The 24451-nt window shown below is 62.5% G+C and carries 26 protein-coding genes and 1 tRNA gene; 10 read left to right on the top strand and 17 right to left on the bottom strand.

Features of this window, described 5'->3' with window-relative positions; genetic code table 11:
• Window positions 1-180 precede the first annotated feature (180 nt).
• Together OU02_RS02355 and OU02_RS08490 are read left to right on the top strand one after the other, a co-directional pair.
• Window positions 181-254 (top strand) — tRNA-Val (locus OU02_RS02355).
• Window positions 255-345: 91 nt separating this feature from the next.
• The gene (locus OU02_RS08490; RefSeq protein WP_051918250.1) at window positions 346-837 is read left to right on the top strand and encodes a hypothetical protein; all 492 of its coding nucleotides are present in this window, start codon (window positions 346-348) and stop codon (window positions 835-837) included.
• A gap of 39 nt (window positions 838-876) precedes the next feature.
• On the opposite strand, the gene OU02_RS02345 is transcribed toward OU02_RS08490, so the two are convergent.
• The gene (locus OU02_RS02345; RefSeq protein WP_033488877.1) at window positions 877-1299 is read right to left on the bottom strand and encodes a DUF3052 domain-containing protein; all 423 of its coding nucleotides are present in this window, start codon (window positions 1297-1299) and stop codon (window positions 877-879) included.
• 89 nt (window positions 1300-1388) lie between these two features.
• Window positions 1389-2246 carry a YlbL family protein gene (locus OU02_RS02340; RefSeq protein WP_051918282.1) on the bottom strand — a complete coding sequence of 286 codons (858 nt, stop codon included), beginning with the start codon at window positions 2244-2246 and terminating at the stop codon, window positions 1389-1391.
• 161 nt (window positions 2247-2407) lie between these two features.
• Between OU02_RS02340 and OU02_RS02335 the strand changes: the two genes are divergently transcribed.
• A complete protein-coding gene (locus OU02_RS02335; protein ID WP_033488610.1) occupies window positions 2408-3871 on the top strand; it encodes a zinc-dependent metalloprotease in 1464 nt (487 codons plus the stop codon).
• Window positions 3872-3885: 14 nt separating this feature from the next.
• Here OU02_RS02335 and OU02_RS02330 read toward each other — a convergent pair whose 3' ends face one another.
• A complete protein-coding gene (locus OU02_RS02330) occupies window positions 3886-5376 on the bottom strand; it encodes an ATP-dependent helicase (RefSeq protein WP_033488609.1) in 1491 nt (496 codons plus the stop codon).
• On the bottom strand, window positions 5357-5497 hold the full coding sequence (locus OU02_RS08820) for a hypothetical protein (protein ID WP_155270060.1): 141 nt from the start codon (window positions 5495-5497) through the stop codon (window positions 5357-5359). The genes OU02_RS02330 and OU02_RS08820 overlap by 20 nt, the downstream gene beginning before the upstream one ends.
• 101 nt (window positions 5498-5598) lie before the next feature.
• Between OU02_RS08820 and OU02_RS02325 the strand changes: the two genes are divergently transcribed.
• Together OU02_RS02325 and OU02_RS02320 are read left to right on the top strand one after the other, a co-directional pair.
• Window positions 5599-7023: a phosphotransferase gene (locus OU02_RS02325; RefSeq protein ID WP_129990165.1), complete on the top strand. Its 1425-nt coding sequence runs from the start codon at window positions 5599-5601 to the stop codon at window positions 7021-7023.
• A 58-nt stretch (window positions 7024-7081) separates the two neighbouring features.
• Window positions 7082-7309 (top strand): DUF3107 domain-containing protein, encoded by a 228-nt coding sequence (locus tag OU02_RS02320; protein WP_033488608.1) that lies wholly within the window; start codon window positions 7082-7084, stop codon window positions 7307-7309.
• A 9-nt stretch (window positions 7310-7318) separates the two neighbouring features.
• Here OU02_RS02320 and OU02_RS02315 read toward each other — a convergent pair whose 3' ends face one another.
• Window positions 7319-8224: a PHP domain-containing protein gene (locus OU02_RS02315; protein ID WP_033488607.1), complete on the bottom strand. Its 906-nt coding sequence runs from the start codon at window positions 8222-8224 to the stop codon at window positions 7319-7321.
• Between the two features lie 166 nt (window positions 8225-8390).
• Between OU02_RS02315 and OU02_RS02310 the strand changes: the two genes are divergently transcribed.
• Window positions 8391-9056: a vitamin K epoxide reductase family protein gene (locus OU02_RS02310; RefSeq protein WP_152593130.1), complete on the top strand. Its 666-nt coding sequence runs from the start codon at window positions 8391-8393 to the stop codon at window positions 9054-9056.
• Between the two features lie 13 nt (window positions 9057-9069).
• Here OU02_RS02310 and dapF read toward each other — a convergent pair whose 3' ends face one another.
• The gene (gene dapF / locus OU02_RS02305; RefSeq protein WP_033488874.1) at window positions 9070-9978 is read right to left on the bottom strand and encodes a diaminopimelate epimerase; all 909 of its coding nucleotides are present in this window, start codon (window positions 9976-9978) and stop codon (window positions 9070-9072) included.
• 122 nt (window positions 9979-10100) lie between these two features.
• Here dapF and murI point away from each other — a divergent pair, with 122 nt between their 5' ends.
• Window positions 10101-10892, top strand: coding sequence for a glutamate racemase (gene murI, locus OU02_RS02300; RefSeq protein WP_033488606.1), 792 nt, complete (start codon window positions 10101-10103; stop codon window positions 10890-10892).
• A gap of 52 nt (window positions 10893-10944) precedes the next feature.
• Window positions 10945-11805: a patatin-like phospholipase family protein gene (locus OU02_RS02295; protein ID WP_033488605.1), complete on the top strand. Its 861-nt coding sequence runs from the start codon at window positions 10945-10947 to the stop codon at window positions 11803-11805.
• 4 nt (window positions 11806-11809) lie between these two features.
• On the opposite strand, the gene OU02_RS02290 is transcribed toward OU02_RS02295, so the two are convergent.
• The 11 genes from OU02_RS02290 to OU02_RS02240 form a co-directional block, all read right to left on the bottom strand.
• Entirely contained in the window at window positions 11810-12703 is an 894-nt protein-coding gene (locus OU02_RS02290; protein WP_033488604.1) for an SPFH domain-containing protein, read from the bottom strand.
• Window positions 12704-12855: 152 nt separating this feature from the next.
• A complete protein-coding gene (locus OU02_RS02285; RefSeq protein ID WP_033488603.1) occupies window positions 12856-13785 on the bottom strand; it encodes a cysteine ABC transporter substrate-binding protein in 930 nt (309 codons plus the stop codon).
• 37 nt (window positions 13786-13822) lie between these two features.
• Window positions 13823-14644, bottom strand: a complete 822-nt coding sequence (locus OU02_RS02280; protein ID WP_033488602.1) for an amino acid ABC transporter ATP-binding protein — start codon at window positions 14642-14644, stop codon at window positions 13823-13825.
• A complete protein-coding gene (locus tag OU02_RS02275) occupies window positions 14637-15311 on the bottom strand; it encodes an amino acid ABC transporter permease (protein ID WP_033488601.1) in 675 nt (224 codons plus the stop codon). Before OU02_RS02275 ends, OU02_RS02280 begins: the two co-directional genes overlap by 8 nt.
• The gene (locus OU02_RS02270; RefSeq protein WP_026644171.1) at window positions 15298-15954 is read right to left on the bottom strand and encodes an amino acid ABC transporter permease; all 657 of its coding nucleotides are present in this window, start codon (window positions 15952-15954) and stop codon (window positions 15298-15300) included. The genes OU02_RS02275 and OU02_RS02270 overlap by 14 nt, the downstream gene beginning before the upstream one ends.
• Window positions 15955-16050: 96 nt before the next feature.
• Entirely contained in the window at window positions 16051-17235 is a 1185-nt protein-coding gene (locus OU02_RS02265) for a pyridoxal phosphate-dependent aminotransferase (protein WP_033488600.1), read from the bottom strand.
• 48 nt (window positions 17236-17283) lie between these two features.
• Window positions 17284-17943 (bottom strand): methionine ABC transporter permease, encoded by a 660-nt coding sequence (locus OU02_RS02260; RefSeq protein ID WP_033488599.1) that lies wholly within the window; start codon window positions 17941-17943, stop codon window positions 17284-17286.
• Window positions 17940-19064 carry a methionine ABC transporter ATP-binding protein gene (locus OU02_RS02255; protein WP_080720498.1) on the bottom strand — a complete coding sequence of 375 codons (1125 nt, stop codon included), beginning with the start codon at window positions 19062-19064 and terminating at the stop codon, window positions 17940-17942. The genes OU02_RS02260 and OU02_RS02255 overlap by 4 nt, the downstream gene beginning before the upstream one ends.
• A 3-nt stretch (window positions 19065-19067) precedes the next feature.
• Window positions 19068-19940, bottom strand: coding sequence for a MetQ/NlpA family ABC transporter substrate-binding protein (locus tag OU02_RS02250; RefSeq protein ID WP_033488598.1), 873 nt, complete (start codon window positions 19938-19940; stop codon window positions 19068-19070).
• An 83-nt stretch (window positions 19941-20023) separates the two neighbouring features.
• Window positions 20024-21001 carry a ketopantoate reductase family protein gene (locus tag OU02_RS02245; RefSeq protein WP_033488597.1) on the bottom strand — a complete coding sequence of 326 codons (978 nt, stop codon included), beginning with the start codon at window positions 20999-21001 and terminating at the stop codon, window positions 20024-20026.
• A 271-nt stretch (window positions 21002-21272) separates the two neighbouring features.
• Window positions 21273-22679, bottom strand: a complete 1407-nt coding sequence (locus OU02_RS02240) for an APC family permease (RefSeq protein WP_033488596.1) — start codon at window positions 22677-22679, stop codon at window positions 21273-21275.
• A 229-nt stretch (window positions 22680-22908) separates the two neighbouring features.
• On the opposite strand from OU02_RS02240, the gene OU02_RS02235 reads away from it, so the two are divergent.
• Together OU02_RS02235 and OU02_RS02230 are read left to right on the top strand one after the other, a co-directional pair.
• Window positions 22909-23553, top strand: a complete 645-nt coding sequence (locus OU02_RS02235) for a GNAT family N-acetyltransferase (protein ID WP_033488872.1) — start codon at window positions 22909-22911, stop codon at window positions 23551-23553.
• Window positions 23554-23722: 169 nt separating this feature from the next.
• Window positions 23723-24298 carry a 3'-5' exonuclease gene (locus tag OU02_RS02230; protein WP_033488595.1) on the top strand — a complete coding sequence of 192 codons (576 nt, stop codon included), beginning with the start codon at window positions 23723-23725 and terminating at the stop codon, window positions 24296-24298.
• Window positions 24299-24451 lie beyond the last annotated feature (153 nt).

Below are 24451 nucleotides of genomic sequence, written 5' to 3'. Positions count from 1 at the left end.
CCTCCTCAGATACACACTATTCCCCATTAGATTACGCGATGTTTGAGACGGCTGTGGCGCACACAGTGCACGCCCACGCAACAGCCGGCACGGGCAACACGCGCAGCAATCGCGGTGTTGCAACGATTATGCGCGGTGCACGGCGGTTTCTTCACCCGTGCCTGTACAGTATGGATGCGCGGGCGATTAGCTCAGTTGGTTAGAGCGCCACCTTTACACGGTGGATGTCGGGGGTTCGAATCCCTCATCGCCCACTTCCCCACCACGCGGATGCGCCGTTGGGCGTGCGATTCCCCTCTCAGCGCCATCGCGCGCGGCTTGGCCGCCCGACCGTATAATCGCCACATGAACAACCCGCTTGACGTATGGCCGAATGCTTGGAAATCCCTGCAGCAGATGATTCCCGGCAACTCCCACCATGATGAAGAACTCCAAGAACGCATCAGCGCACTCGAACAACAAGTGACGCGACTTGAACAGGAATCACAGTGGCGCGGCATCGAACTCGACCGGCGTATCAACGAACTCGGCGCCACTGTCGAGCGCAACGCCGAGCACAACCGACACGTCCGGGAATGGACACTTGCCGACAAGATCACGGCGCTTGTGCTGTTCGTGGTCGCCCTAGGCGTGCTTGTCCCCGTGTTTCTCACCCTGTTCGGCGTGATCAATCCCCTTGGCCAGCCGATCAAATGGGTCTCGTTCGGCCTCGCCGCCTTTGCGATGGTCGCCTGCGTGGCGACGCTGATCCTACGCGACCGCCTGCCGCGCGCCATGAACGCCATCGTGTTGCTTGTGGCGTCCGTGGTGCTCTTGATCTGCGCGTGGCTTGTCTAGCACGCCCGTGCCGGCCACGCGCAAATCGGTGCGGTACGCTCAGCGGTTCGCGCTCTTGCCGAAGGCGCGCAGGCGAATGCCGTTCCAGTCGTCGCTCACAGTGAGCGGCGTGGACGCGTTCATGCCTGCGGTCTTCGCCGCGTTCTGCACGGTATTGGCGGCCGGCGCACCGCTGCGGCCGGGCTTGGGGGCGAGCACCCAAAACGGGCCGTCCTGCCCCAGCACCGCATACGCATCCACGATGGTGTCTGACAGGGCATCTTCGTCGTCGCCGTCACGCCACCAGATGATCACGCCGTCAACCGCGGAATCGTAATCCTCGTCAACCAGCTCTTCTCCGGTCAACGTCTCTATTTTTTCCCTGATCGTATCATCCACATCATCGTCCCAAAGCCATTCCTGGATCAGGTCGCCGGTGTGGAAGCCGAACTCCTCAGCGTTGTCTGATGCTGTTTGATTCACATTCGCCAATATACCAACACCGGCGAACAGCGTATTTCGTAAGCGGCGCTTCATACCGCGCGCAAAATAATCGATGCGGGCGTGCAGTTTTATTCAACGGTGCAATGTGGCAGACTATCCGCCTGCCCGTTGCCTATCTTCACCAGCGCGGCATACGCGTCATCCAACGAGGAGACCCTGACATCACGCAACCCCGCAGGCACCTTGCCCACAACCTGCGCGCAATTGTCCGCGGGCGCCAGGAACCATGCGGCGCCGTCGCGTCTGGCACCACGCATCTTCAGGTCGATGCCGCCGATGGCCCCCACCTTGCCCTCGTCGTCGATTGTGCCGGTGCCGGCCACGGTCTGCTTGCCTGACTCATCCTCGGGCGTGAGCATGTCCACAAGCCCCAGCGCATACATCATGCCGGCGGAGGGGCCGCCGATGTCATCCACATGCATCGTCACATTGGCGCCACTCACATCCACCCCCAGACGCTGCGCATAATCGAGGCCGGCGGTCACGGCGGCGTCCTGCGAGGATTCCATCTCCTGATCCGACTCCTGCTGGTACTGCTCGGCGTTCTGCCCCACTGGGAACACGGCCTCCTGCGGTGTCAGCTCCATGTTCGGGTCGGCCCACGCCCACAGTGCCTCCGCGTTCGATACCGGGTAGCCCGGCACGCCGGCAGCGTTCACCGTGACGAGCAGCAGGCGCCCTTTGCTGTGGTAGGTCTTCGCGCCCTCGACCTGGATCACCGGTGTGCCGTTGCTGTCGCCGAGCACATCCTGGGTGGGCCCCGGAGTCTCCACAACATATGCGCTCGGCACCATCAGCACAAGTACCGCGAGCAGCATGGCCACCGCACCGACGAAGAACCGCGCGGGCCGTCCGCTCCAATGTGTGCGGAGCAGCGGCCATACGCCCACATGCGCGGATGGCGCCGTACTCTGGGCGTCCTGCATACCCTGTGCGTCGGCGGCAGCGCCGAGCGGCATCCGCCCTTCTGTGTTGTGTTGAGTCATGCTCCCATAGTATGGCGCAAATTGGAATTATTACGCCTGTGCGCGTATTGATGCATAGTAGAAACCGGATTCATCGACAAGACCTAAAGGGGGTCACCACCATGGATGAGAACGCACTGCATCAATGGTTCATCAACTGTTTCGGCCCTGTCCAGGGCGAGATGGCCTTTTCGCAATTCAACAACCTGCCCGAAGAGATCCGCGAGCAGCTGCTCAGCCGTGGCGCCGAAAGCCTGCCGGACCCACAGCAGGTGCAGTCGCTCATGCAGGCGTTCATGGGTGGTGGCATGAACTCGTTCGGCGAGATGCAACAGACGATCAGCGAAGGGCCAATCAACGTCAAGCTCGCCAAATCGATCGCGCTGCAGCGTGTCAACTCGTCGGGCAGCGAATCCTCTGTGACCGCGGAGGAAGGCGCCACCATGCGCCGCGCGACAAGCGAAGCCAATCTGTGGCTCGACATCGCCACCGCGTTCAATCCCCCTGCCGGCGAGGCCGAACCGCTCACACGCGCCGGGTGGGTCGAAGGCACCATCGACGCATGGGCGCAGTTCGCCGCCCCGGTCGCCGCCTCGATGAACGAGGCGTTGAGCGCCGTCATCTCGGACCGTCTTGGCGACGCGTTCGAAGGCGAGATCACGGGAATGTACGCGGGGCCCGTGCCCATTCCGATCCCGGACGGCATGAAAGACCCCAAACAATTGATGAAGCTGTTCGCGAACACGTCGTATGCCATGCAGCTTGGGCAAGCGGCCGGCGCGCTGAGTCTCGAGGTGCGCGGCAGCTTCGACCAAGGCATCCGCATGCTCGGCAATCCGGCTGGCGGCCTGATCATGCAGAACGTCGACGACTATGCCACGTCGCTCGAATTCGATGCGTCCGAAGTCACCGAATTCCTCGCGTTGCGCGAACAGGCGTACGCGCGCCTCTACGCCTCGGTGCCGTGGCTCATGCCGCGGTTCACCGCGCTCATCGGCAAATACGCCCGTGGCATCACCATCGACCTCGATGCGATGGAAGAGCAGCTGCGCGACGCTTCGGCGTTCGACCCCGAATCGCTTTCGGGAGCGGTCAATCTGGCGAACGTCGGCATCACCGACACGCCGGAACAGCGCGAGGCGCTGCGGTCCATCGAGACCCTACTCGCGCTTGTCGAGGGCTGGGTCGACTGCGCGGTGTGGCGCGCCGGCATGGCGCATCTGCCGCACCTCGACCAGCTGCGTGAGATGATGCGTCGCGAGCGTGCGGTCGGTGGTCCCGCCGAGTTGACGTTCGAGAACCTCCTCGGCTTGCAGCTGCGCCCCAAGCGCGTGCGCGAGGCTGCGGCGCAGTGGGAGCGGATCACCAACGAGCAAGGGTTTGAGGCGCGCGACGCCATGTGGGGACACCCCGATATGCTCCCCGCGTTGCCGAACGATGACGACACCAGCGCCGTTGGCACTGCCGAGGAAGAACCGCGCAAGGGCAGCTCGATCGATTGGGACGCCGAATTGAGCAGATTGCTTGACGACGATGGCCCCGCAGCCAACGGCTCCGATGCATCGGACCCGGATCAGCAGGGCTGACCGGCTACAGCCACTTACAGGAAGCGCGTGGGTTGGCGTACCCGGCCCGCGCGCTCGTCCTGTCTCTTCGCATACGACAGATACAGTGATTCCTGCGCGCGCGTGACTCCCACATAGAGCACGCGCCGTTCTTCTTCCAGCGCCTCCACATCGTCGGAAGCCCGGTAGGGCATCAATCCTTCCGAAAGCCCGACGAGGAACACATGGTCGAATTCGAGGCCTTTCGACGCGTGGATCGTCGAGACCGTGACACGCCCCTGATCGAGCGCCTCCGCATCGCCGACCGGCGCACCTTCCACCGTGGGGACCGGCTGGAGCACGGACTGCTGCCACCCGGAGTTTCTGCGCACCTGGTATGGCAATCCCTGCTCTTTCAATGCATTCACCACAACACGCTGCTGGCCGTTGAGCCGTGTGAGCACTGCGAAATCCCCCGGCCGGGCGCCCTGCCCCACGAGTCGGGCGATGCGCGCGGCGACGGCCTGCGCCTCCTGCGCATCGGTCTCGTACGCCGCGCTCAGCACACGCCGCGACCCTTCCCTCACCGCCTTGAGCTTGAGATAGTCCTCGCGTTGCGCGGATTTGCCCAGTACGGTGTTTGCCCGTGCGACGATGGACTGTGCCGAGCGGTAATCGGTGTCGAGTGCGATATCCGCGGCGAGCGGATGGAACTCGCGCGCGAAATGGTTGAGATAGTAGCTTGTGGCGCCGGCAAACGAGTAGATCGTCTGCGCCGGGTCGCCCACAACGCACACATTGCGACGCTCACCGAGCCAGCTGCGCATCAACCGGTGCTGCAGCGGTGAGACGTCTTGGTATTCGTCGACCGTGAGCCAGCCGATCTGCGACCGCATCTGCTCTCCCACTTCGGGGTAGGTGTCGAGGATATGCGCGGTGACGAGCAGGATGTCATTGAAATCGATCTCCATGCGCGCGGCCTTCTCCTGCTCGTACTGGTCGTAGACACGTGTGAAGGACTGCGGGTCCAATGGCGCGGGCGGCGCATGGTGGGTGGCTTCGCATACGCGCGCATAATCTTCCGGGGCGATCAGCGAGACCTTGCACCAGTCGATTTCGGCGTGCACATCCTGAATCACGTTGCGTTCGGCCTGCATGTTGAGCGCACGGAACAGCGCGGCCCCCACCAGGTCGCGGGGCGATTCGGACAGCACAGGGAACGGCCCCTCGCACACATCGGGCCACATCGTGCGCAACTGGTGCAGCGCGGCGGCGTGGAACGTGGCGATGTGCATGTCCTCGCCCACCCCAAGATCGAGCAGACGCGTGCGCATCTCCTGCGCCGCCTTGACCGAGAACGTGACCGCGAGCGCGCGGGACGCCTCCCACGCGCCAGTCGCGCACGCATATGCGATTCTGCGCGTGATCGTACGCGTCTTGCCCGCACCGGCGCATGCGATGATGCGCACCGGCCCGTCCACACTGCACGCGGCCCGCCGCTGTGCGTCGTCGAGCCCGTCGAGAATCTCATTCGCCGAAATTGCCATGGCCCCATTGTGGCACGGCGGCGCCCGGGGTTCGAGCGGAACGCGCCGGCGTATGGCCGGTCGCGCTCAGCTGTGTGTGAACACGGTGCGAGACCGTCGGGCGCGTCTTCGAATCAGGCATGAAAGCGTTGCAATGCTTGCGAATTGTACCCTCCGCATGGAAAAATACCGTGTGTGACTGAACGAAGCAATCTGATGTTGGCGGCCCTCGCCTCGGCTACGATGCCGAACGTCGCCGTGGTAGGGGTACGCGACAGCGAGCAGAAAAACGAGACGGATCAGGCCGCTGGCATCGACCAGGCCGTGGTGCAAGACGTGCATGGCAACTTCTACAACGTCTATGCCACGAACCTGCCACAGGGCAAGAAGCGTCTGGCCGGCCGTGTGCGCGCGGCGCGCGTCGTCGACCAATCTCGCGAACTCGCCGGACTCGGGTTTTCCACCGACCATGTGGTGGCATTCGACCTAGCCGACAGAGACCCCGACGAGACCGCCGTGCTCGTCACCACGCACCCCGACGGTGTGGCGCGCTCGTTGGATCTGCTCACGCTTGGCGATTGCGCCAGCATCGGCACCGCGATCGGCGCGATCCACCGCCTGCGCCCTTCGTTCCTAGTCAATGCGAAATACCCGGCGTTCACCACGGGCCAGATTCACGCGCAGCTCACCGCCTGGATCCGCCGCCTGCGCCAAGCCGGGCATGTGCCACAGGAGATCACCGACAGCTGGGCGCATATCCTCGAGACCGAGGGACTATGGTCGTTCGCCACGTGCCCGGTGCACGGCGGATTCTCCGACGGTGATTTCATCTTCTCCGGCTCCACGATCACCACGATCACCAATTGGCAGGAGATGCAGATCAACGACCCCGCACGCGATTTGGCGTGGATTTTCTCCAAACTCGACGAGACGCACCGCAACGCCGTCATCTCCGCGTACGGGCGCATTCTGGGGAACCGCCTCGACGACCTGATTATGCTGCGCGCCAATCTGTGGGTGCAGATGGATCAAGTCGGCGAGTTCATCCAAGCGCTCAACCAAGGCGACAACGCGCGCATCATGCAGTTCAAGGCGCAGGTGGACCGTCTTGCCCACCAGCTCGGCGCCACGATGCACCGCCGCCGCGATGGCGTAGCCGAGGGCGGCGCGGGCAAGCCGCCGAGCACAGTCACCGTCAACACACTGCTGCGCGAAGACCAGCAGCGCCGCGATTCCCTCCCCTCCACAGCCGCGGCCGCCGCGCCGTCCGATTCGTTCGACCAGACCGCCGACCACGACACGACGAACGAGCATGCGGTGCGCGCCGCCGTCGACGACCGCACGGATTCGCATTCGATTGACGCGATCGGCGTCATCGATGCCGACGACACCGCGTCCCGCCAGTATGCGGCGTCGAGTGAGACCATCGTCATCGGCATTGGCGAACGCATCGATACCGACGCCACCGGCGAAGCCGCGGTGCAACAGTCCACCGATGCGCACGTCGCCCAGCCAGGGCCTGCCGACACCAAGACGATGCTCATCCCGCTCCTCGAGCGTGAGGAGCGCGCGATGCGCGACGCCCAGGCCGGGCTCAACGGAGCGCATCCGCACACGTCGTCCGCGCACATCGCCGCAACGCCCGACGACGACATGACACAATCGTGACCTTCCGCGCGCACCCGCGCGTACAATGCCCATACAACCACAGCAAGGAGCAACAACCATGGAAATCGAATTGGGAATCCGCAACGTCGCCGGCGCCGTCACCTTCAACACCGATGAACCGGCCGATCAGGTGGGCGCCGCGATCAACAAGGCGATCGCCAACCACGAGCCGATCACACTGACCGATACCAAAGACCGCCACATCATTGTGCCCGCCGACGCCCTCGGCTATGCGATCATCGGTTCCGAGACCCGCCACGCGGTCGGGTTCGGCGCCCTCAACTAGGCATCATGCTTATGGCTCCTTGGAGCCGCAAGCATTCCACAGTGGAATCGCGCCGCGTTCCACGATCTTCGCCACTGTCTCGTCATCGGTCAGGTTCTCACCCAAGGCGTTCGGCTTGCCGGCCCCATGCCAATCCGAACCTCCGGTGACGAGCAGATGGTAGCGCTGGGCCAATCCGAGCAGCCGTTGACGTCCGGCGTCCGGATTGCCCCGGTGCCACACTTCCAGGCCATCAAGGCCTTCTTCCGCAAGCCTGCCGATCTGTGCGTCGCTCAACAACACGCGATTGCGGCTGGGGTCGGCGGCATGGGCGACCACACTCACCCCACCCGCTTCATTGACCGCCTGCACCACCTGCGTCGTCGTCGGCGATGGCGTGGGAATGTAATACCTGCTGTGCGAGCTGATTGCATCGGCGAACGCATCCGAGCGCGTGGCATACACGCCCGCGGCCACCAGGGCATCGGCGATATGCGGCCGTCCGATTGTGGTGTTGCTGCCTTCCTTGACCTGCGCCAGCACATCGTCCCATGTGATCGGGTAATCCCGTGACAGCAGCGCCACCATGCGCTTGACCCGTTCGAGGCGTGCCGCGCGCGTCGCCGTGAACAGGTCACAGATATGCCGGTTGCGCGGATTGTACTGGTATGCCAGCATGTGCACCGAAACACGGCCGTCCTGTGCGGTGATCTCCGTGCCGCGCACCAACGGCAGCCCATAGTCCATCGACGCCTGCTGCGCCTGCGCCCAGCCAGCCGTTGTATCGTGGTCGGTGATCGCCACGCCATGCAAGCCGGCCTGCTTCGCTTCCCGCACCAAGGTCCGCGGCGTCTCGGTCCCATCGGAAAACACGGTATGGCAGTGCAGATCCCAGCCATGGATCGGCGGGCGCATCGGCATCATTGGCTCTCTCATGGTTCCCATCCTAACCATTGGGCACCTCAAACGGTATCCGCATCGTGAACAACGCCAGCCGGATCGAACCACCGACTCCATGCCGGGCCCTCCGCGTGCGGTAACGTGGTATGCATTGCAATCCATGCACCAGTGCGTGGTATGACGTATGAAGAAGGAACCCATCATGACGCAAGACAGCGCACCAGCAACCGGCGCCAGCACACCGGTGGAACCCGAAGAACCCCGCGGATGGAGGCATAGGGCCACATGGCTCTATCTCGTCATGCTCGTGGCTTCGGCGGCCGCCCTGCTCGTCTCGTTCATCCTCTCCGCAGAAACGCTGCAGATGGCGCGCAACCCCGACCAGGCACTCAGTTGCGATGTGAACGCCAAGCTCTCATGCACGACCGTGGCGCAGTCGTGGCAGTCGGAAATCGTCAAATTCGGCGAGATGAGTTTCCCGAACGCCTTCTTCGGCATCGCCGCCGAATCCGTGTTCGTCACGATCGCCGTCATCGGGCTTGCCCGCATGCGCATGCCCGCCTGGTTCGCCACATGCACATGGCTGGGCGGCGTGGCGGCGCTCGCCTATTCGTATTGGCTCACATCGCAGTCGCTGTTCGTGATCAATGCGCTATGCCCGTGGTGCCTTGTGCTGTGCTTCGCCACAACGTTGCAGTTCATGGCGCTCAGCCATGCCACGGTCACGGTGCAGGGTCTGCCCGCACATGCCCGTGGCCTGCGCAAGTATTACCGGCTGGGTTTCGATCTGATGGTCGACGCGGTGTGGATCGTCGCGCTCATCACGCTCATCCTCGTCAAAGACGGCGCCTACCTGTTCACGTTCTAGCAGATCCGCTCCGTCAGCACGCCTGCATCATCTGCACGGTGGCCACAAGCGCGGCGGAACCCGTCAACATCACATTGTCGTCGGTCACGTCCACGCGCAGCGTGCCGCCCTTCACCTTGATATGCCAGTGGCTGATGTCGGTCTTGGCGCGCAGCACGATCGCCGTGGCGCATAGGCCGGTGCCGCACGACATCGTCTCGCCGCAGCCGCGCTCGTACACGCGCATCGTGGCTTCGCCGATGTCGGTTGCGGCGTCGATCTCGTCGATGCGCACAAACTCCACGTTCTGGCCTTCGTCGATGCCCGGCTCCACAACCGGCTGCACGCTCAGATTGATGTTGTCGAGCACCGGCAGCGACGTGAACGCGTCTTCGACGACGGTCACCACATGCGGGTTGCCCATGTCCACGAACGTGCCTTTGCCCGCGCCGATCGACGAGTCGACCGTCACCGTATAGGCGTCCTCCTCGCCGACCGACCACGGCCCCATGTCCACGCGGAACAGCTGGGTGCCCAGATCGGGACCGTCCGCGAGCGGCGTGAGTGTTTTGACGCCGGCGCGTGTGCCCAGCCGCAGCGGCTGGCCGTCGGCCACGACCGCCAGGTGCATCGCCTGGATGAACAGCGCCGTCGCGCGCGCGCCGTTGCCACACATCTGCGCCAGTGTGCCGTCCGCGTTGCGGTAGTCCATGAACCAGTCGACGTGCGCCTTGGCAAGTGCCTCGCGCTGGGCATCGGTCAGGTCGGCCACATATTCAGGATGGGTGACGCGGATCACGCCGTCCGCGCCAATGCCGAAGTGCCGGTTGCACACATGCGCGATCTCCTTCGGCTGCGGGTCATAGGCACCATGGTCGTCGGCGAACATGAGAAAATCGTTGCCGGTCGCCTGTGCTTTGGTCAATGTCTGTGCAATGGTCATGCTTTCACTGTACTCGCCCGTATTCCGCACAACCGACCATTGTGTCATAGGCGCGCACCACCGCCGCGACATATAATGACACTCGATGCCCGGACATGCGGGCATATGGAAAGGACAGTGTGATGAGTTCATCGGCACCGATCGGCGTATTCGATTCCGGGTTGGGGGGCATCTCCGTCGTGCGGCAGATCCGCAGGGAGCTACCCCATGAGCGCATCCTTTTCTTCGGCGATTCAGCGCATGCCCCCTATGGCACCAAACCCCCCCAGGAGGTGCGCGCATTGTCGCGCACCATCGTGGAACACCTTGTGGAACAAGGTGCCAAAGCGATTGTCATCGCCTGCAACACCGCCACGTCGGCCGCCGTGGACGAACTGCGTGACGAATACAACCTGCCGATCATCGGTATGGAGCCGGCGCTCAAGGTGGCATGCGACCGCGGGCATGGCGTTCCGCAACGGGTCATTGTGGCGGCCACACCGCTCACGTTGCGCGAACACAAGTTCGCAGCACTGATGCACCGCTTCGAATCAGACAACACCATCTGGCCACAGCCATGCCCGGAGCTCGTCGACATCGTGGAACACGGCCAGCTCGGAGACCACGACCTCGTCATGCGCACGCTGCACGGCTATTTCGACCGATACGACCTGTCCACTGTGGATTCGGTTGTGCTCGGCTGCACGCATTTCGTGTTCTACCGTGACTATTTCCGTGAGTTGCTGCCCGAATCCACCGCGATCATCGACGGCAACCACGGCACCGTGCACCATCTCGACGTCATCCTCGAGTCCCTCGGCGCATTGGCGCCACGGGCCCAAACCGGATCCGTCACACTGACCAACTCCGACCCCTCCCCGCGCGTCACACAGCTTGCGCAGACACTGCTTGACGCGCCACCGTGCGCCGCGTGACACGTGACGCCGGCCGAGTCTCCAGACACTTCACAGAACACATGAGGCGATTATGAGTGAACAGACCCCCCATACCACTGCAATCATCGACGTCGGCGGCGGATTCCGCGCCATCTTCGGCGCCGGTGTGCTCGACCGCTGCCTTGAGGAAGGTGTTGCGTTCGACCATTGCTACGGCGTTTCGGCCGGCAGCGCGAACCTCACATCGTTCCTCGCGCACCAGCATGGGCGCAACCATACGTTCTACACACAGTATGCGTTCCGTAAAGAATACGCGAGCGTCAATTCGTTCATCCACAACCACAATTTCGCGAATCTCGACTACGTGTATGGCACGTTGAGCAACCATGACGGCGAAAACCCACTCGATTACGAGGCCTTCGCCGCCAACCCGTCGCAATTCACCGTCGTGGCATGCGACGCGCGCGATGGCTCGACGAAGTACTTCACCAAAGACGACATGCATTACGACGATTACGATGTGCTCAAGGCGAGTTCGGCCGTGCCGGTGGCCTGCCAGCCGTATGTGATCGACGGCGTGCCGTATTTCGACGGTGGCATCGCCGACCCTGTGCCGGTGCAGAAGGCGGTTGACGACGGTTGCGACCGCATCGTGCTTGTGCTGACACGACCGAAAGATGTGATCCGCGAACAGTATAAGGATGTGGCCCCAGCGCATATCCTGCGCCGGAGCCACCCCGAGGCGGCGGAACGCCTGTTGGAACGCTACAAAACGTACAACAGCGAGGTCGATCTGGCCAAGCGGTACGAATCGGAGGGCAAGGTGCTGATCCTCGCCCCGGAAGAGCTGTATGGCCTGTCCACGCTGTCGAAGACCTATGAGGGCCTTGAGCGCATGTACCGTGCCGGCTATGGCCAGGCAGGGCGCATTGCCGACTTCCTCGCCGTCTGAACCGTCAGGATTCCTGCGATGCGACCATCGCCTTGGTCATCTGGTCGAACACCTCGCTATAGCCACCGGGCGTGGAAGCGGGCAGCACCACGGTCTTCGCGTTGTTCGATTCGGAAAGCGCACGCAGCACGTCGAGGTACTGGTTGAACAACACCACATTATTCACGGCGGTGATGTCCATGCCCACTTCCTGCAGGCTCTTGATCTGGTCGACGATGCCGTTGGCGATCTCGCGGCGGTAGTTGGCCTGGCCTTCGCCCTGCAGACGCACTTTCTCCGCTTCCGCGGCGGCCTGCGTCTCGATCTGGATGCGCATGGCCTCCGCGCGTTGGCGCGTGGCTTCCTTTTCGCGCTGGGCGGCATTGATCGAATCCATCGCCGTCTTGACCTGCGGGCTCGGGTCGATCGACGTGATCAGCGTCTTGACCACGGTGAAGCCGAAGCGGGCCATCTCGTTGCCCACGGTCTGCTGCACGTCGGCCGCCACGTCGTCTTTGCGCGCGAACGCGTCATCGAGCGTGAGTGTGGGGATCGCCGAACGCAACGCGTCCTCCATGTACGAGCGCAGCTGGCCTTGCGGGTCACGCAGCTCGTAGTAGGCCTTGGCCACATTCTCGGCGTTCACGCGGTACTGCGTGGAGGCCACGATCTCCACGAACACGTTGTCGAGCGTCTTCGTCTCGATCTTCACATTGAGCTGCGAGACGCGCATGTTCGTCTTCATCGCGATGCGGTCGATAAGCGGCAGCTTGCAGTGGATGCCGGCGAATCTAACCGCGTGGAACTTGCCGAACCGTTCGATGATGTACGCTTGCTGCTGCGGCACCACGTATGCAGTGCATGCCACCACGATGATGATCAGCACAACGATGACTGCAAGTGTGATTCCCAAACCCATAGCCAGTTCCTTTCTGAGATGCGGCTGCAACAACGGCCTACAGACGCATCGCCCACCATCATAACAATGGCCTCAAGCGTGGTTTGACCCCCTGGCCACGAGCCGGACAGGGGCCAAACCACGGTCATCGTTCCCGCTTTCGGGAGCCGGTGTCACTTGGCGTTCGCCTCTTCGACCACGCCACCTTCCACCACGATGTCGTCGGGGTTCGCCGCGTCACCGTAGACCGGTTCGAGCGTCTCCTTGTAATCCTTGTGGAAGAACTGCTCCTTGCCGAGCGTCTCGATCTCTTCGTTGATGTAGTCGAGCAATTCCGTGTTGCCCTTCTGCACCGCTGGCGCGATCGTGTCCACATCACCTAGGTTCGTCACATCGACCACATAGCCCTTGTTCGCCTTGGCCCACGCGAGCACCTCGGTGTTGTCGGTGCTCATCGCATCGCCGCGGCCGTCGAGCAGCGCGTTGTATGCATCCGCGTACTGGTCAAACTTGAGTAGCTTGATTTCGGGGTGGTTCTTCTCGAAATACGTTTCGGCGGTCGTGCCCTTGGCCACGATCAGCGTCTTGCCCTCCAGGTCCTTCACATCCTTGATCGGCGCGTCCTCAGGCGAAACGATGCCCAACGAGACCTTCATGTACGGCTTCGCGAAGTCCACCTTTTCCGCGCGCTCGGGCGTCACGGTGAAGTTGGCGAGCGTCACGTCCACCTTGTTCGAGCTGAGCACATCGACGCGCGCCGCCGGGTCGACCGACGTGTACACCGGCTTCACACCCAAGTCCTTGGCAAGGCGTTCCGCGAACACCACGTCATAGCCCGCGTAGTTGCCGTCCTTGTCCACATAGCCGAACGGGGCCTTGTCGGAGAACACCGCCACGCGCAGCTCCCCCGACTTCTTGATCTCGTCGAGGGTGCGCGCCTTGGCGGCCGAACCGCCCTGCGCGCTCGAACCGGCGTCGGTACCGGCCGCCTCGCTCGGCGTGCCCGCGTTCGGGCCGCATGCGGCGGCGCCAAGCACGAGCAGCACGCTCGCGGCGGCTGCGGCAAGGGTCTTGCCCACATTCTTCCATACTGCTGTTGTCATGAGTTGTTCCTCTCTGTTGGTGCGTGCGCCTGCGGCGTCACGCCGTCTGTGCGCCGGCGCCGTCCTCTTCTGTATGGCGGTGGCGGCTGAATTCGAAGGTGCGCAGGAACTCCTGCGCGCGTTGTGTGGTCGGGTGGGCAAAGAACGCTTCCGGATCGTCGGATGTCTCCACTATGCCGCCGCCTTCAATCATGATGATTTCGTCGGCGATCGCACGCGCGAACTGCATCTCGTGCGTCACAATGAGCATCGTCTGCCCCGCATCCGCCAATTCGAGCACCACGTCAAGCACTTCGTGCACCATCTCGGGGTCGAGCGCCGCGGTCACTTCGTCCATGAGCATGAGCTCGGGATGTTCGATCAGTGCACGGCAGATGGCGACACGCTGGCGTTGACCGCCCGAAAGCTCGTGCGGCCTGGCCTGTGCGCGGTCCGCGAGGCCGACGCGCTTGAGCAGTTCCATCGCTTCGCGCTCCACATCTTGCTTGGGCCGTTTCTGCACCATGACCGGCGCCATGGTGATGTTGCCGAGCACGGTGCGGTTCGGGAATAGGTCATAGCTTTGGAACACCATGCCGATTTTGGTGCGCAACTGGCTCGAGCGTTTGGCTCGCCCCGACTTTTCGTTGCCGGGTTCGCCGCGGTCGATCACCTCGCCGTTGAGCGCGATGGTGCCGCCCTGAATCGGCTCGAGGCCGCCCACACATCGCAACAGCGTGGATTTGCCCGAGCCGGATGGCCCGATGATCACGAGCACCTTGCCTTTCGGCACGTCAAACGATATGCCGTCGAACACATTGCGCTCCGCCCCCGCATAGTGCTTGAGCAGATTGTCGACCGCGAGCATTGGCTCACTCATTCGCCCACCTCTTTTCCAGATACCGTGCCGCCATCGAAAGTGGCCAACACACCACAAAATACATCGCGAAGATCACGCCGTAGACCCACAGTGTGCCGGCCGGGTAATCGAAGCGGTGTGCGTCGATGATCTGCTGGCCCACCTTGATCACTTCGACCACACCAAGCAGTGTGGCCAGCGACGTGGTCTTGACGATGCGCGTGGCCAGGTTCACCGAGGCCGGCAGCAGCCTGCGCACGGCCTGCGGCAGGATCACATGGGTGAAGGTCTGCCAATTGCTCAGGCCCAGCATGTACGAGGATTCGTATTGGATCGCCGGAATCGATTCGAGCGCGCCACGCACGAGGTCGCCGAGTTCGGCGCCTCCCCACAGCACGAACACAAACACACATGCACCGGTTGCGTCGAGGTTCCAGTTCCATGCGCGCGCCAATCCGTAAAACGCGATGAACAGCAACGCGAGCTGCGGCATGATGCGGATGAAATCCAAGTAGATCCGCATGATCACCCGGATCACCGGATTGCGCAATGTCATGAGCCAGCCGGTGACAAGACCCACCGGCACGCTCAACGCCACGGAGACCGCCGCAAGCCATATCGTGACCCACAGGCCTTGCAACAGGCGCGGCATAACGCCCGGCTGGAGCAGGATGCTAGCGCTTTGCATAATCGAACCTCCGCTCCAACCACGTACCGATGATTGAAATCGGCAGCAGAATGATCAAATACGTCACAATCAGCAGGAACAGTGCCTCATACGTGGTGTAGTACATGCCGATGAGATCCTTGGCCATGTACATCACGTCAGCGAGGGCGATTGCCGAAACGACGGAGGATTCTTTGATCAGGAAGATCACGTTGGCCACCACGCCGGGGATCGACGTGCTGATCGCCTGCGGAATCACCACGTGCAGCATCGTCTGCCTCGAACTGAGGCCCAGCATATAGGCGTTCTCACGTTGGATCTGCGGCACCGCCTCGAGTCCGGCGCGCATCGCCTCGCTCATGTAGGATCCGCCGAGGAAGCCCAGGCCGATGATTGCGCACATCTCCGCGGACCACACAAACCCCAGTTTCGGCAAGCCGAAATACAGGAAATACAATTGCACAAGCAGCGGCGTATTGCGGCTGACCTCGATGTACACGCGGACGATCTGGCGCAATACCGGTATGCGCGCGGTCTCGATCGCCGCACACACCAATCCGGTGAGTATGGCGAGCGCGATGCCGAACACCGATATGAACAGCGTCATTTCCGCGCCGGTCACAAAGAACGGCGCGTACCGCGAAACGAACGCCCAATCGAGCATACGACGATCCCCTCCTTTCAAAGACCCTCGGCTTGTGGCTGGTGGCGCACAGGCCACTGCGAACCAATTGTATCTGTTTTGTGAAGCATATTCGCTTCAAGCGTGCTGATTTTCCACGCCGGAGGCAAGCGTGCCTATGCGCGCCACGGCCTCGCGCAGCCGTTGTTCCGGCTGGAGCAGACTCAGTCGCACATACTGCTCACCGGCACGACCGAAGCAACTGCCGGGCAATGCCGCAACGCCTGCCTCGTCGAGCCAGCGCGCCGCGAGCGCCTCGCCCGTCATCGCCGCAGGCGCCTGCACCCATACATACAATCCTCCTTGTGACGCGAACACGCAGTAGCCGGCGGCGTGCAGACCGCTGGCCACGATCGCACGCCGTGCCGCATACCGTGCGGCTTGTTCGCGCACAAACCCTTGGTCTCCGGTGAGCGCGGCGGCACCAGCGTCCTGCACGAACGAAGTGACCATGGAGCCCATCTGGTAGTGGTAGCGTTTGACCGCGGAGACGAGCTGTTCGTTGCCGGCCACGAATCCTGCGCGCCAGCCGGCCATCGCGTACATCTTCGACAGCGAGACGATCTCGAGTCCCACGTCGCGCGCGCCCGGCACCGCGAGCAGGCTCCCTTGGTCCCCATGCACGCCCAAGCCGGCATAGGCGAAATCATGCACCATGGTAAACCCATGGCGGGTGGCCAGCTCCACCGCGCGGGCGAAGAACCGCGGCGGGGCCTGCGCGCCGGTGGGATTGTTCGGGTAGTTCAGCACGAGCAGCTTCACGCGGTCCCATGCCTCTTCTGGCACTGCATCGAGGTCGGGCAGCCACCCCAGCTCGGCACGCGCGGGCAGCAGCAGCTCCTGTGCGCCGAGCATCTGGGCCATGCAATGGTATGACGGGTAGTATGGGTCGGCGAATGCCACCACATCGCCGGGGTCGAGCAATACGGCGAACGCCGCGCTGAGCCCGTCGACGGCACCCTCGACCGCGAACAGCTCGCGTTCGGGGTCGAGCGTCACGCCGTGTTCGTGCGCATACCAGCCTGCTGCGGCCTGCAGGAACGACGGCTTGCCGTCGAACGGCGTATAGCGTGCGTTCGCCGGGTCGTCGACGGCCGCCTTGGCCTCTGCGCGGATGCGCGCTTCGGGGAACCCGTCGGGATTGCCTTTCGACAGATCGATCACATCAATGCCGCGCACGCGCGCGTCGGCGACCTTGCGGTCCATCCGCTCGAACACATTCGGCGGTATGGACCGGGCCATTCTCGACAATGCCATGGTCATGGATTCCCCTTTTGCTGCAGTTTGATGATGGAAACGGACCGTGCGCCGTCAATGCGTGAACCTGAGCGCGAGGCGGTCGCCGGCCCATTGGATGAGCTGGACGAGCAGCACGAGCAGCACGACGATTGCGATGAGCACGCCGGTTTCGTACCGGTTGTATCCGTATTGGATGGCCAGATCGCCAATGCCTCCGGCGCCGATCGTGCCGACCATCGCCGAATAGCCCAGCAACGAGATCACCGTGAGCACTATGCCCCGGATGAAGCTCGGCAACGCCTGCGGGAACACCGCGCCCGAGATGATCTGGCGCAGGGGCGCCCCCGTCGAGACCGCCGCCTCGAGCAGTCCCGGGTCGACTTCGGCGAACGCGCTTTCGGCGATGCGCGCGAAGAACGGAATCGCCGCGATGGACAGCGCGATGGCGCCACCGGCGGGCGTATACGGGTCGCCGATGCACAGCTGGATGAGCGGGATCAGCACGACGAGCAGGATGAGGAAGGGCAGCGACCGGATGGCGTTCACGGCAAAACCGACGATCGTGTTGACCAGACGGTTCGGCGTGAACAGCCGCGCCTGTGTCAGATACAGCACGACCGCGAGCGCCGTGCCGAACACCACGCCTACGACCGTGGCGATGCCGACCATCGTGCATGTGTCCCACAACGCCTTGCCCAGATGGTCGTGCAGAATCTCCCATGTGCCGCTCATACGAGCACCTCCCGCCGTGTCGTCCCCTGTCCTGTTCCGTGCGCGCCTCCGCTGTACTGCGCGCCGAGCGCGTCCTCGACGGCCGCGTCGGTCAGTTCCTGGAATCCGAAGACCTTCCCGCGCAACTCGTCAAGCGCCGCCTCGACGTCCCGCGCGCCCCGCTGGCCCTCGCGGATGGCCGAGACGAGCACGACGAGCGTGCCGATCGGCTGTGTGCCGAAATATTCGACGTTGCCGTGCAGCACGTTGACCGCCACGCCGTGCCTGTTCGAGACCGCGCTGATGAGCGGCTCGAACGCATGGTCGCCTTTGTACCGCAGCTCGACGAGTCTGCCGGCAGGCAGCTGCGGCACGAGGCGTTCCGGAATGGCCACGCCGAGGAACCGTTCCACGAGCGCCTGCGTCGTCCCATGCCGCGGTTCGGCGAACACATCGAATGTCGTTCCCTGTTCGATGATCGCGCCGTCCTCCATCACGGCCACACGGTCGAAGACGCGCTGCGCGACCTCGAGTTGGTGGGTGATGAAGACGATCGTGACGCCGAGTTCCGTGTTGATCCGTTTGAGCAATGCGAGGATGCCTTCGGTCGTCTCCAGATCGAGCGCGCTTGTCGCCTCGTCGCACAGCAGTATGCGCGGATTGTTCGCCAGGGCGCGCGCTATCGATACACGCTGCTTCTGGCCGCCCGACAGGCTGGATGGATAGCTGTCCATCTTGCCGGCGAGACCGACGAGCTCGAGCAGTTCCCGCGTGCGCTCGCGGCGCCGCGCCTTGGGCACGCCGCCCGCGCGCAGCGCGAACTCGATGTTCGCACCCACGGTCGCATTGCCGATGAGGTTGAATCCTTGGAACACGAAGCCGACCGATTTGCGCAGGTCGCGCAACGCGCCGCCCTTCAAGCCGGTGATGTCGCGCCCATCGATGAGCACACGGCCCGAGGTGGGACGCTCGAGCAGGTTGATGGTGCGCACAAGCGTGCTTTTCCCCGCGCCGGAAAATCCAACGATGCCGAAGATCTCGCCCTGTTCGACTTCGAGACTGACATGCCTGACCGCCTCAATGGCGCGGCCCGCCTCATGGAACGTGACCGAGACGTCGTCAAGTGTGATGATGGCGGCCATGGCCTACTCCTTCCACGCCGTTGGTTTGCCGAAATCCTTGAATTCGCTCGAGGCGATCGCCTCTTTGAACTCCTCGCTGATGAGCAGCTGATGGACCTTCTGCGCGAAATCGGAGTCCTTGTTGGCGCCGCTCACGGCGAAGACGTTGATCACGCCGTCGCTTTGCTGTTCAAACGCAAGCGCGTCCTGGGCCTTGAGGCCGGCCGCCCACGCGTAGTTGCCCGGGACGAGCACGACATCGACGGTGTCGAGGGAACGGGCGAGCTGCGCCGCGTCCAGCGGCTTGATCGTGAGGTGCTTCGGATTGGATGCGATGTCGTCGGTCGAGGCCTTCGTGGCGTCCACATCGCCATCGAGCGTGATGAGCCTCTGCTGCTCGAGCACGCCGAGGCTGCGCGCCAGGTTGGAGGCATCGTTCGCGATGCCGATGCTGGCCCCGTCGGCGATCTCATCGATTGAGTCGTATGTGTTGGAATACACCCCCAGGCCAAGCGTGGGCACCTGGCCGAGGGACACGAGATCAAGGTTGTTGTCGGCACTGAACTTCGCCAGATAGTTGCCATGCTGCATGAGGTTCGCATCGATGCTTCCGGCGGCGAGGGCCTTGTCCGGCTGGACGTAGTCATTGAACTCTTTTGTGGTGAGTGTGTAGCCGTCGTCTTCGAGCAGTGGCGCAATGACATCCTCGACCATGTCGCCGTAAGGTCCGGCGCATACCCCCACTTCGATGGCCGTGGTGGCGCCGTCCTGCGGTTTCGCGATCTGGCCGGTGGAGGCGGCTGCGTTCCCGCCGCACGCCGCCGTGGAGAACAACGTGCATGCCGCGAGCGCCGCAGCGAGGATCGAGACCGGGGTTCGGCGAGTGCTGATGGTCATGGTGTGTTTCCTCCCTATATATGGATTTCTATGCCCCTCGGGGCCTTGTGTATGGGGTTTCGTGGGTTCAGCCGGCGGTCTGCTCACCGGCTGGTTGTCGGATGGTGAATCGCATAGGCGTGTTCCGCCAGATGCACTTCGTCCGTGAGGAATGCATGGAGCGGGCAAGGCCTGCCGTGCTCGCGTCCGAGCTGTGCCAGATAGCCGTTGATGTAGTCGACTTCTGTCGGACGGCACCGTGTCAGGTCTTGGTACATCGATGGATAGTGCTTTGGATGTGCCACACCAGCGGTGCGCATGATCGTGTCCACTTCGCTTTCCCGGGTGCCCAGCAGTGTGATGCCCGCGGCCTCGGCGGCGCTGTACGCCTCGTCGACCAACCGCTCGGTGAGCGTCTGGGCACTGGGGTGCGCCGCGAACTCCCCAAAACGGATCCGATACATCGTGCACAGCGTGTTGAGCACGGAATTGAACACGATCTTCGCCAGGCACATACCTTCGAAATCCGGAACCACGGTGGGATTCAAGGTCGCCGCACGAAAATCCTCGACGATGGCGCGTTCCACCGGGTCGCTTTCGGGCGTATGGCCGTCATACGCGCACAGATTCATCGCTTTGGCATGCGCATCGCCCGTGAAATTGAAATCGCCCGGGCCATACACGTATGCGCCGATGAGCGCGGTTCCCCCATAGATGCGGTCTGCGGGGAAATACCTGTTGAGCTGCTCAAAGTGCCCGTGGCCGTTCATCGCGGAGAACACGGACTGATGGCCGCGGAACAGCGGCGCGCACCGTTCGAGCATTCCCGGAAGCTGCTGCTGTTTGACGAACACGATCCAGACATCGGGGTCCCCGTCGTACTCCTCCGGGTAATGGATGTCGATGGGCACAAGATGGCGGCCCTGGCCGTCCTGCGAGACATACGCGCCGTTCTGGGCGCGGATCGCCGCGATGTTCTCGTCCCAGGCGTCGATGAAATCCACATCGCATCCCGCGGCCTCCTGCAGCAGTACGCCGAACTGCACGCCCATGCCGCCCGCACCGATTACCGTATACTTCATTCGTCTCCCATCCTCTGCGTTCCTTGTAGTCCCCGCCCGAACGGGCGGCCGCGACGACTCATAATGTACGTGACCTGCGGCGGCGGCACCACGGCGTGGCTATACGAAGAATTGATACGCTGCGCTAGAACCGAGGCGGCGCAAGGCCTGGCCGCAATGCAAAAAGCGGGCGTGCGCAGTGGATTTTCCCACTGCGCACGCCCGCTGATAATCCTGCCCTATACCGGGCGATGCATCGAAGCTATATCGCGCACCGATGGCATCATGCCCGCTAGGCCACGGAGCGCTCCAGATCCATCGTGTGGTGCATGCCCTTGGTCCACACGAGGTAATAGACGATGCCGAGCACCGTCCAGATCACGCCGACAATCCAGACGTTGGCGCCGAGCGAAATGAAAATCACAAAGGTCACGATGGCGCCGATCAATGGGCACAGGATCGAGCGCCAGAACGTGCGTCCCTTGTATTGGCGGCCTTTGATGCCCAGACCCCAGATCACCACCACATTGAGCATGAAGTAGGTGGACAACGCGCCAAAGTTGCTCACTTTGGCCGCGGTGTTCTGCCCCACAAAAATGAACACGGCGATCAACACGAGGTTCACCGCGGCCGTGAACAATGTGGCGCCTGTGGGCACGTTCGTCTTCTTGTTCAGGGTGCCGAGGAACTTGGGCAGGCCACCGTCCTGAGCCATCGTGTACATGAGGCTCGAAATCGCGGTCATGCCCGAAAGCGAGGTGAACAGGCCGAGGGCGAGCGCATTCGCCACGGCACACAACACACCGAGCCACTTGCCGGCGAGTCCGGCCACCGTATAGAAGCCGCTGTTCTGGTTGGCGATCATGATATCGCCGGAAGGATCCATGCACATCGTCAGGAAGCTCATCGACATGTACAGGAAGCCGAGGATCAGCACGATGACGATCATCGCCTTGCCCGGCCCCTTCTTCGGCTGCACGCACTCGTCGTCAAGCGTCACAATCGAGCCGAATCCCACGTACGACAGCGCGCACAGCGAGACGGCGCTCATCATCGCACCCATGTCGAACTTGGACGGATTGAAGAAGGCGGTTCCCGAGAAATGCGCGATCTCGGGGTGGCGCACCACGTAGATGACACCGAAGACGAAGAACAACGCGAGCACGATGAGCTCAGCCGCCAAAGCGAGCTTGTCCACAAGCACCGTGGCGCCCATGCCACGCATGGCGATGCCCGTGATCAGCGCCAGGAACACCACACACCAGACCCATACGGGCACGCCGGGCAGATACTGGTGCAAGGCATTGGCCGCCATGAGCAGCATGAGCGCTGGGGTGATGAGGTATTGCAGGATCATGAGCCAACCGACCACGAAGCCCACGCCGGTGCTCATCTCATGCGAAGCGTAGATGTAGATGCTGCCGCTCGAGGGGAACAGCGGCACCATCATGCCGAACGAGAGCGCGGTGAACAGCATGGCCACCATGGCGATCAGGTAGGCGATGGCCGGCATGCCGTGTGAGACGGCGGCCACCGAGGCGATGATCGAGAACGGGGCGATCGGCACCATGAAGATCATGCCAAAGACAATGAGGTCCTTGGTGGTAAGTGTGCGCTTGGGGAGGGTCTTGCCTTGTGCTGCCGTCCGCACGGCGCCCCCTTTCCCTGCACTGACTGATCCGGCGGTATTCGCAGCCATGATACTCCTCGATTCTTCATCTATGTAGGCCTTTGCTTCTTGCAATATAGCTCGCCGCGCGCAGACCCCCGACGCAAAAACGGCACATTTTCCTATAAGCGTCTGCATACGTCGTTGCACGGATGCCGACGAATCCCACGTACCGAGGTTTGTAGCCGTTGTTGCGCTGTACGCTCACAGATACATTGCATCCAACATTTTGACTACGCCTTGAGAGACGATGGTGGGCATGTTTGTGCGTCACGCCACGTTAGATGATCTTGATGCCCTGGCGAGTGTGGAAGCCGCGTGCTTTCCCCCGCAGGAGGCCGCCGACATCGAAAGCCTCGCCAACCGCATCGAGCGCTTCCCCAAGCATTTCTGGCTGCTCGTCAATCCAGACTCCGCAGCGGGAGACACATGTTTCCCCGCCCAACTCGAAGACGGCATGCTGGTGAGTTTCATCAATGGCATGGCGACCGATGAACGTGACCTGCGTGACGACATGTACAGCCGCGCGGAACTGCATGACGAGCGCGGGGCGTGGCAGATGCTCTTCGGCGTCGAGACCGCGCCGGTGTACCAGCACCGTGGATGTGCGGCCTACCTGATGCGCCGCGTGATCCTCGACACCGCAATCAGCCACCGTTCGGGAATCGTGCTGACGTGCAAGGAACGCCTTGTTGGGTTCTATGAATCCTTCGGCTTCATCGACGAGGGTGTGAGCGCGTCGAACCATGGCAATGCGTTGTGGCACCAGATGCGCCTTATGCTCAATGCAGACAACGCGGATGAGACTACTTCGAACAGCATCCGCCGGGCGATGGCCGAGACGACGAGCTATCTTGACCACAACGGCACGAGTACTGGACAGTTCCGTGTACTTGCGCAGTAATGCAAAACAATGAGAATTCTTTGCGAAGAAGCACCCTGGTATTGCGGTTTGCCACATTGCATGAGTTAGACTCGTGACTTGAAGAGACGTCTATAGAGCTTACAACGATACGCCACAGTCACGCTCCATGGTTGAGCTATGGCGATGCGGTTATGGAAAAGGAGCAGTTATGCCTCTGGTCACTCGGCCTGCCGAACAACTTCCCAAGGATTACATCGCCTTGGATCTCGAGACCACCGGTCTGAGCGCGCAACGTGATCGCATCACCGAAATCGGTGCAGTGAAAATCCGCGATGGCCGTATCACCGACCGATATGCGCAGCTCGTCAATCCGGGAGTGCTCATCTCCCCGCGCATCACCCAGATAACCGGCATCACGAATGCCATGGTCGAGCATCAGCCGCCCATCGAGGATGTGCTCGAGGATTTCATCGACTTTATCGGCGACGATATGATCATCGGACACAATGTGCGCTTCGATATGGGCTTCCTCGTCGAAGCCGAGCACCGCACGTTGCAGTTCGTCAGCAATTTCCGGCGCCCCACGCTCGACACGATGACGATCGACAAGTGCCTCTTCCCCACCGAACGCCATCGTCTGGTGGATCTGATCCGCCGGTACGGCATTGCGGACACCGAAGAGCATCGCGCGCTTTCCGACGCCACACAGACGTATCAGTGCCTTGAATGGCAGCGCCGCTATATCTCATGTGATGTGGCGCTCCTGCCCACCACGCAGGGCTGAATAACCTCACGTATATGCAAAAAGAGGGGTGTCTCCTGCAGCCAGAACAGCTGTAGGAGACACCCCTCTGCTGGTATCAGCATATCTTTACATATCTCTATCTAGTTGGAGTTTGTTGGTGTGTGGCAGAATATGGCAAAGCCCACCGGTTGG

The organism is Bifidobacterium pseudolongum subsp. pseudolongum DSM 20099 (assembly GCF_000771225.1).
In the GTDB taxonomy this organism is placed as follows: domain Bacteria; phylum Actinomycetota; class Actinomycetes; order Actinomycetales; family Bifidobacteriaceae; genus Bifidobacterium; species Bifidobacterium pseudolongum.
The sequence above is the reverse complement of the archived record's forward strand: the minus strand, read 5'-3'. Positions and strand labels throughout refer to the sequence as shown.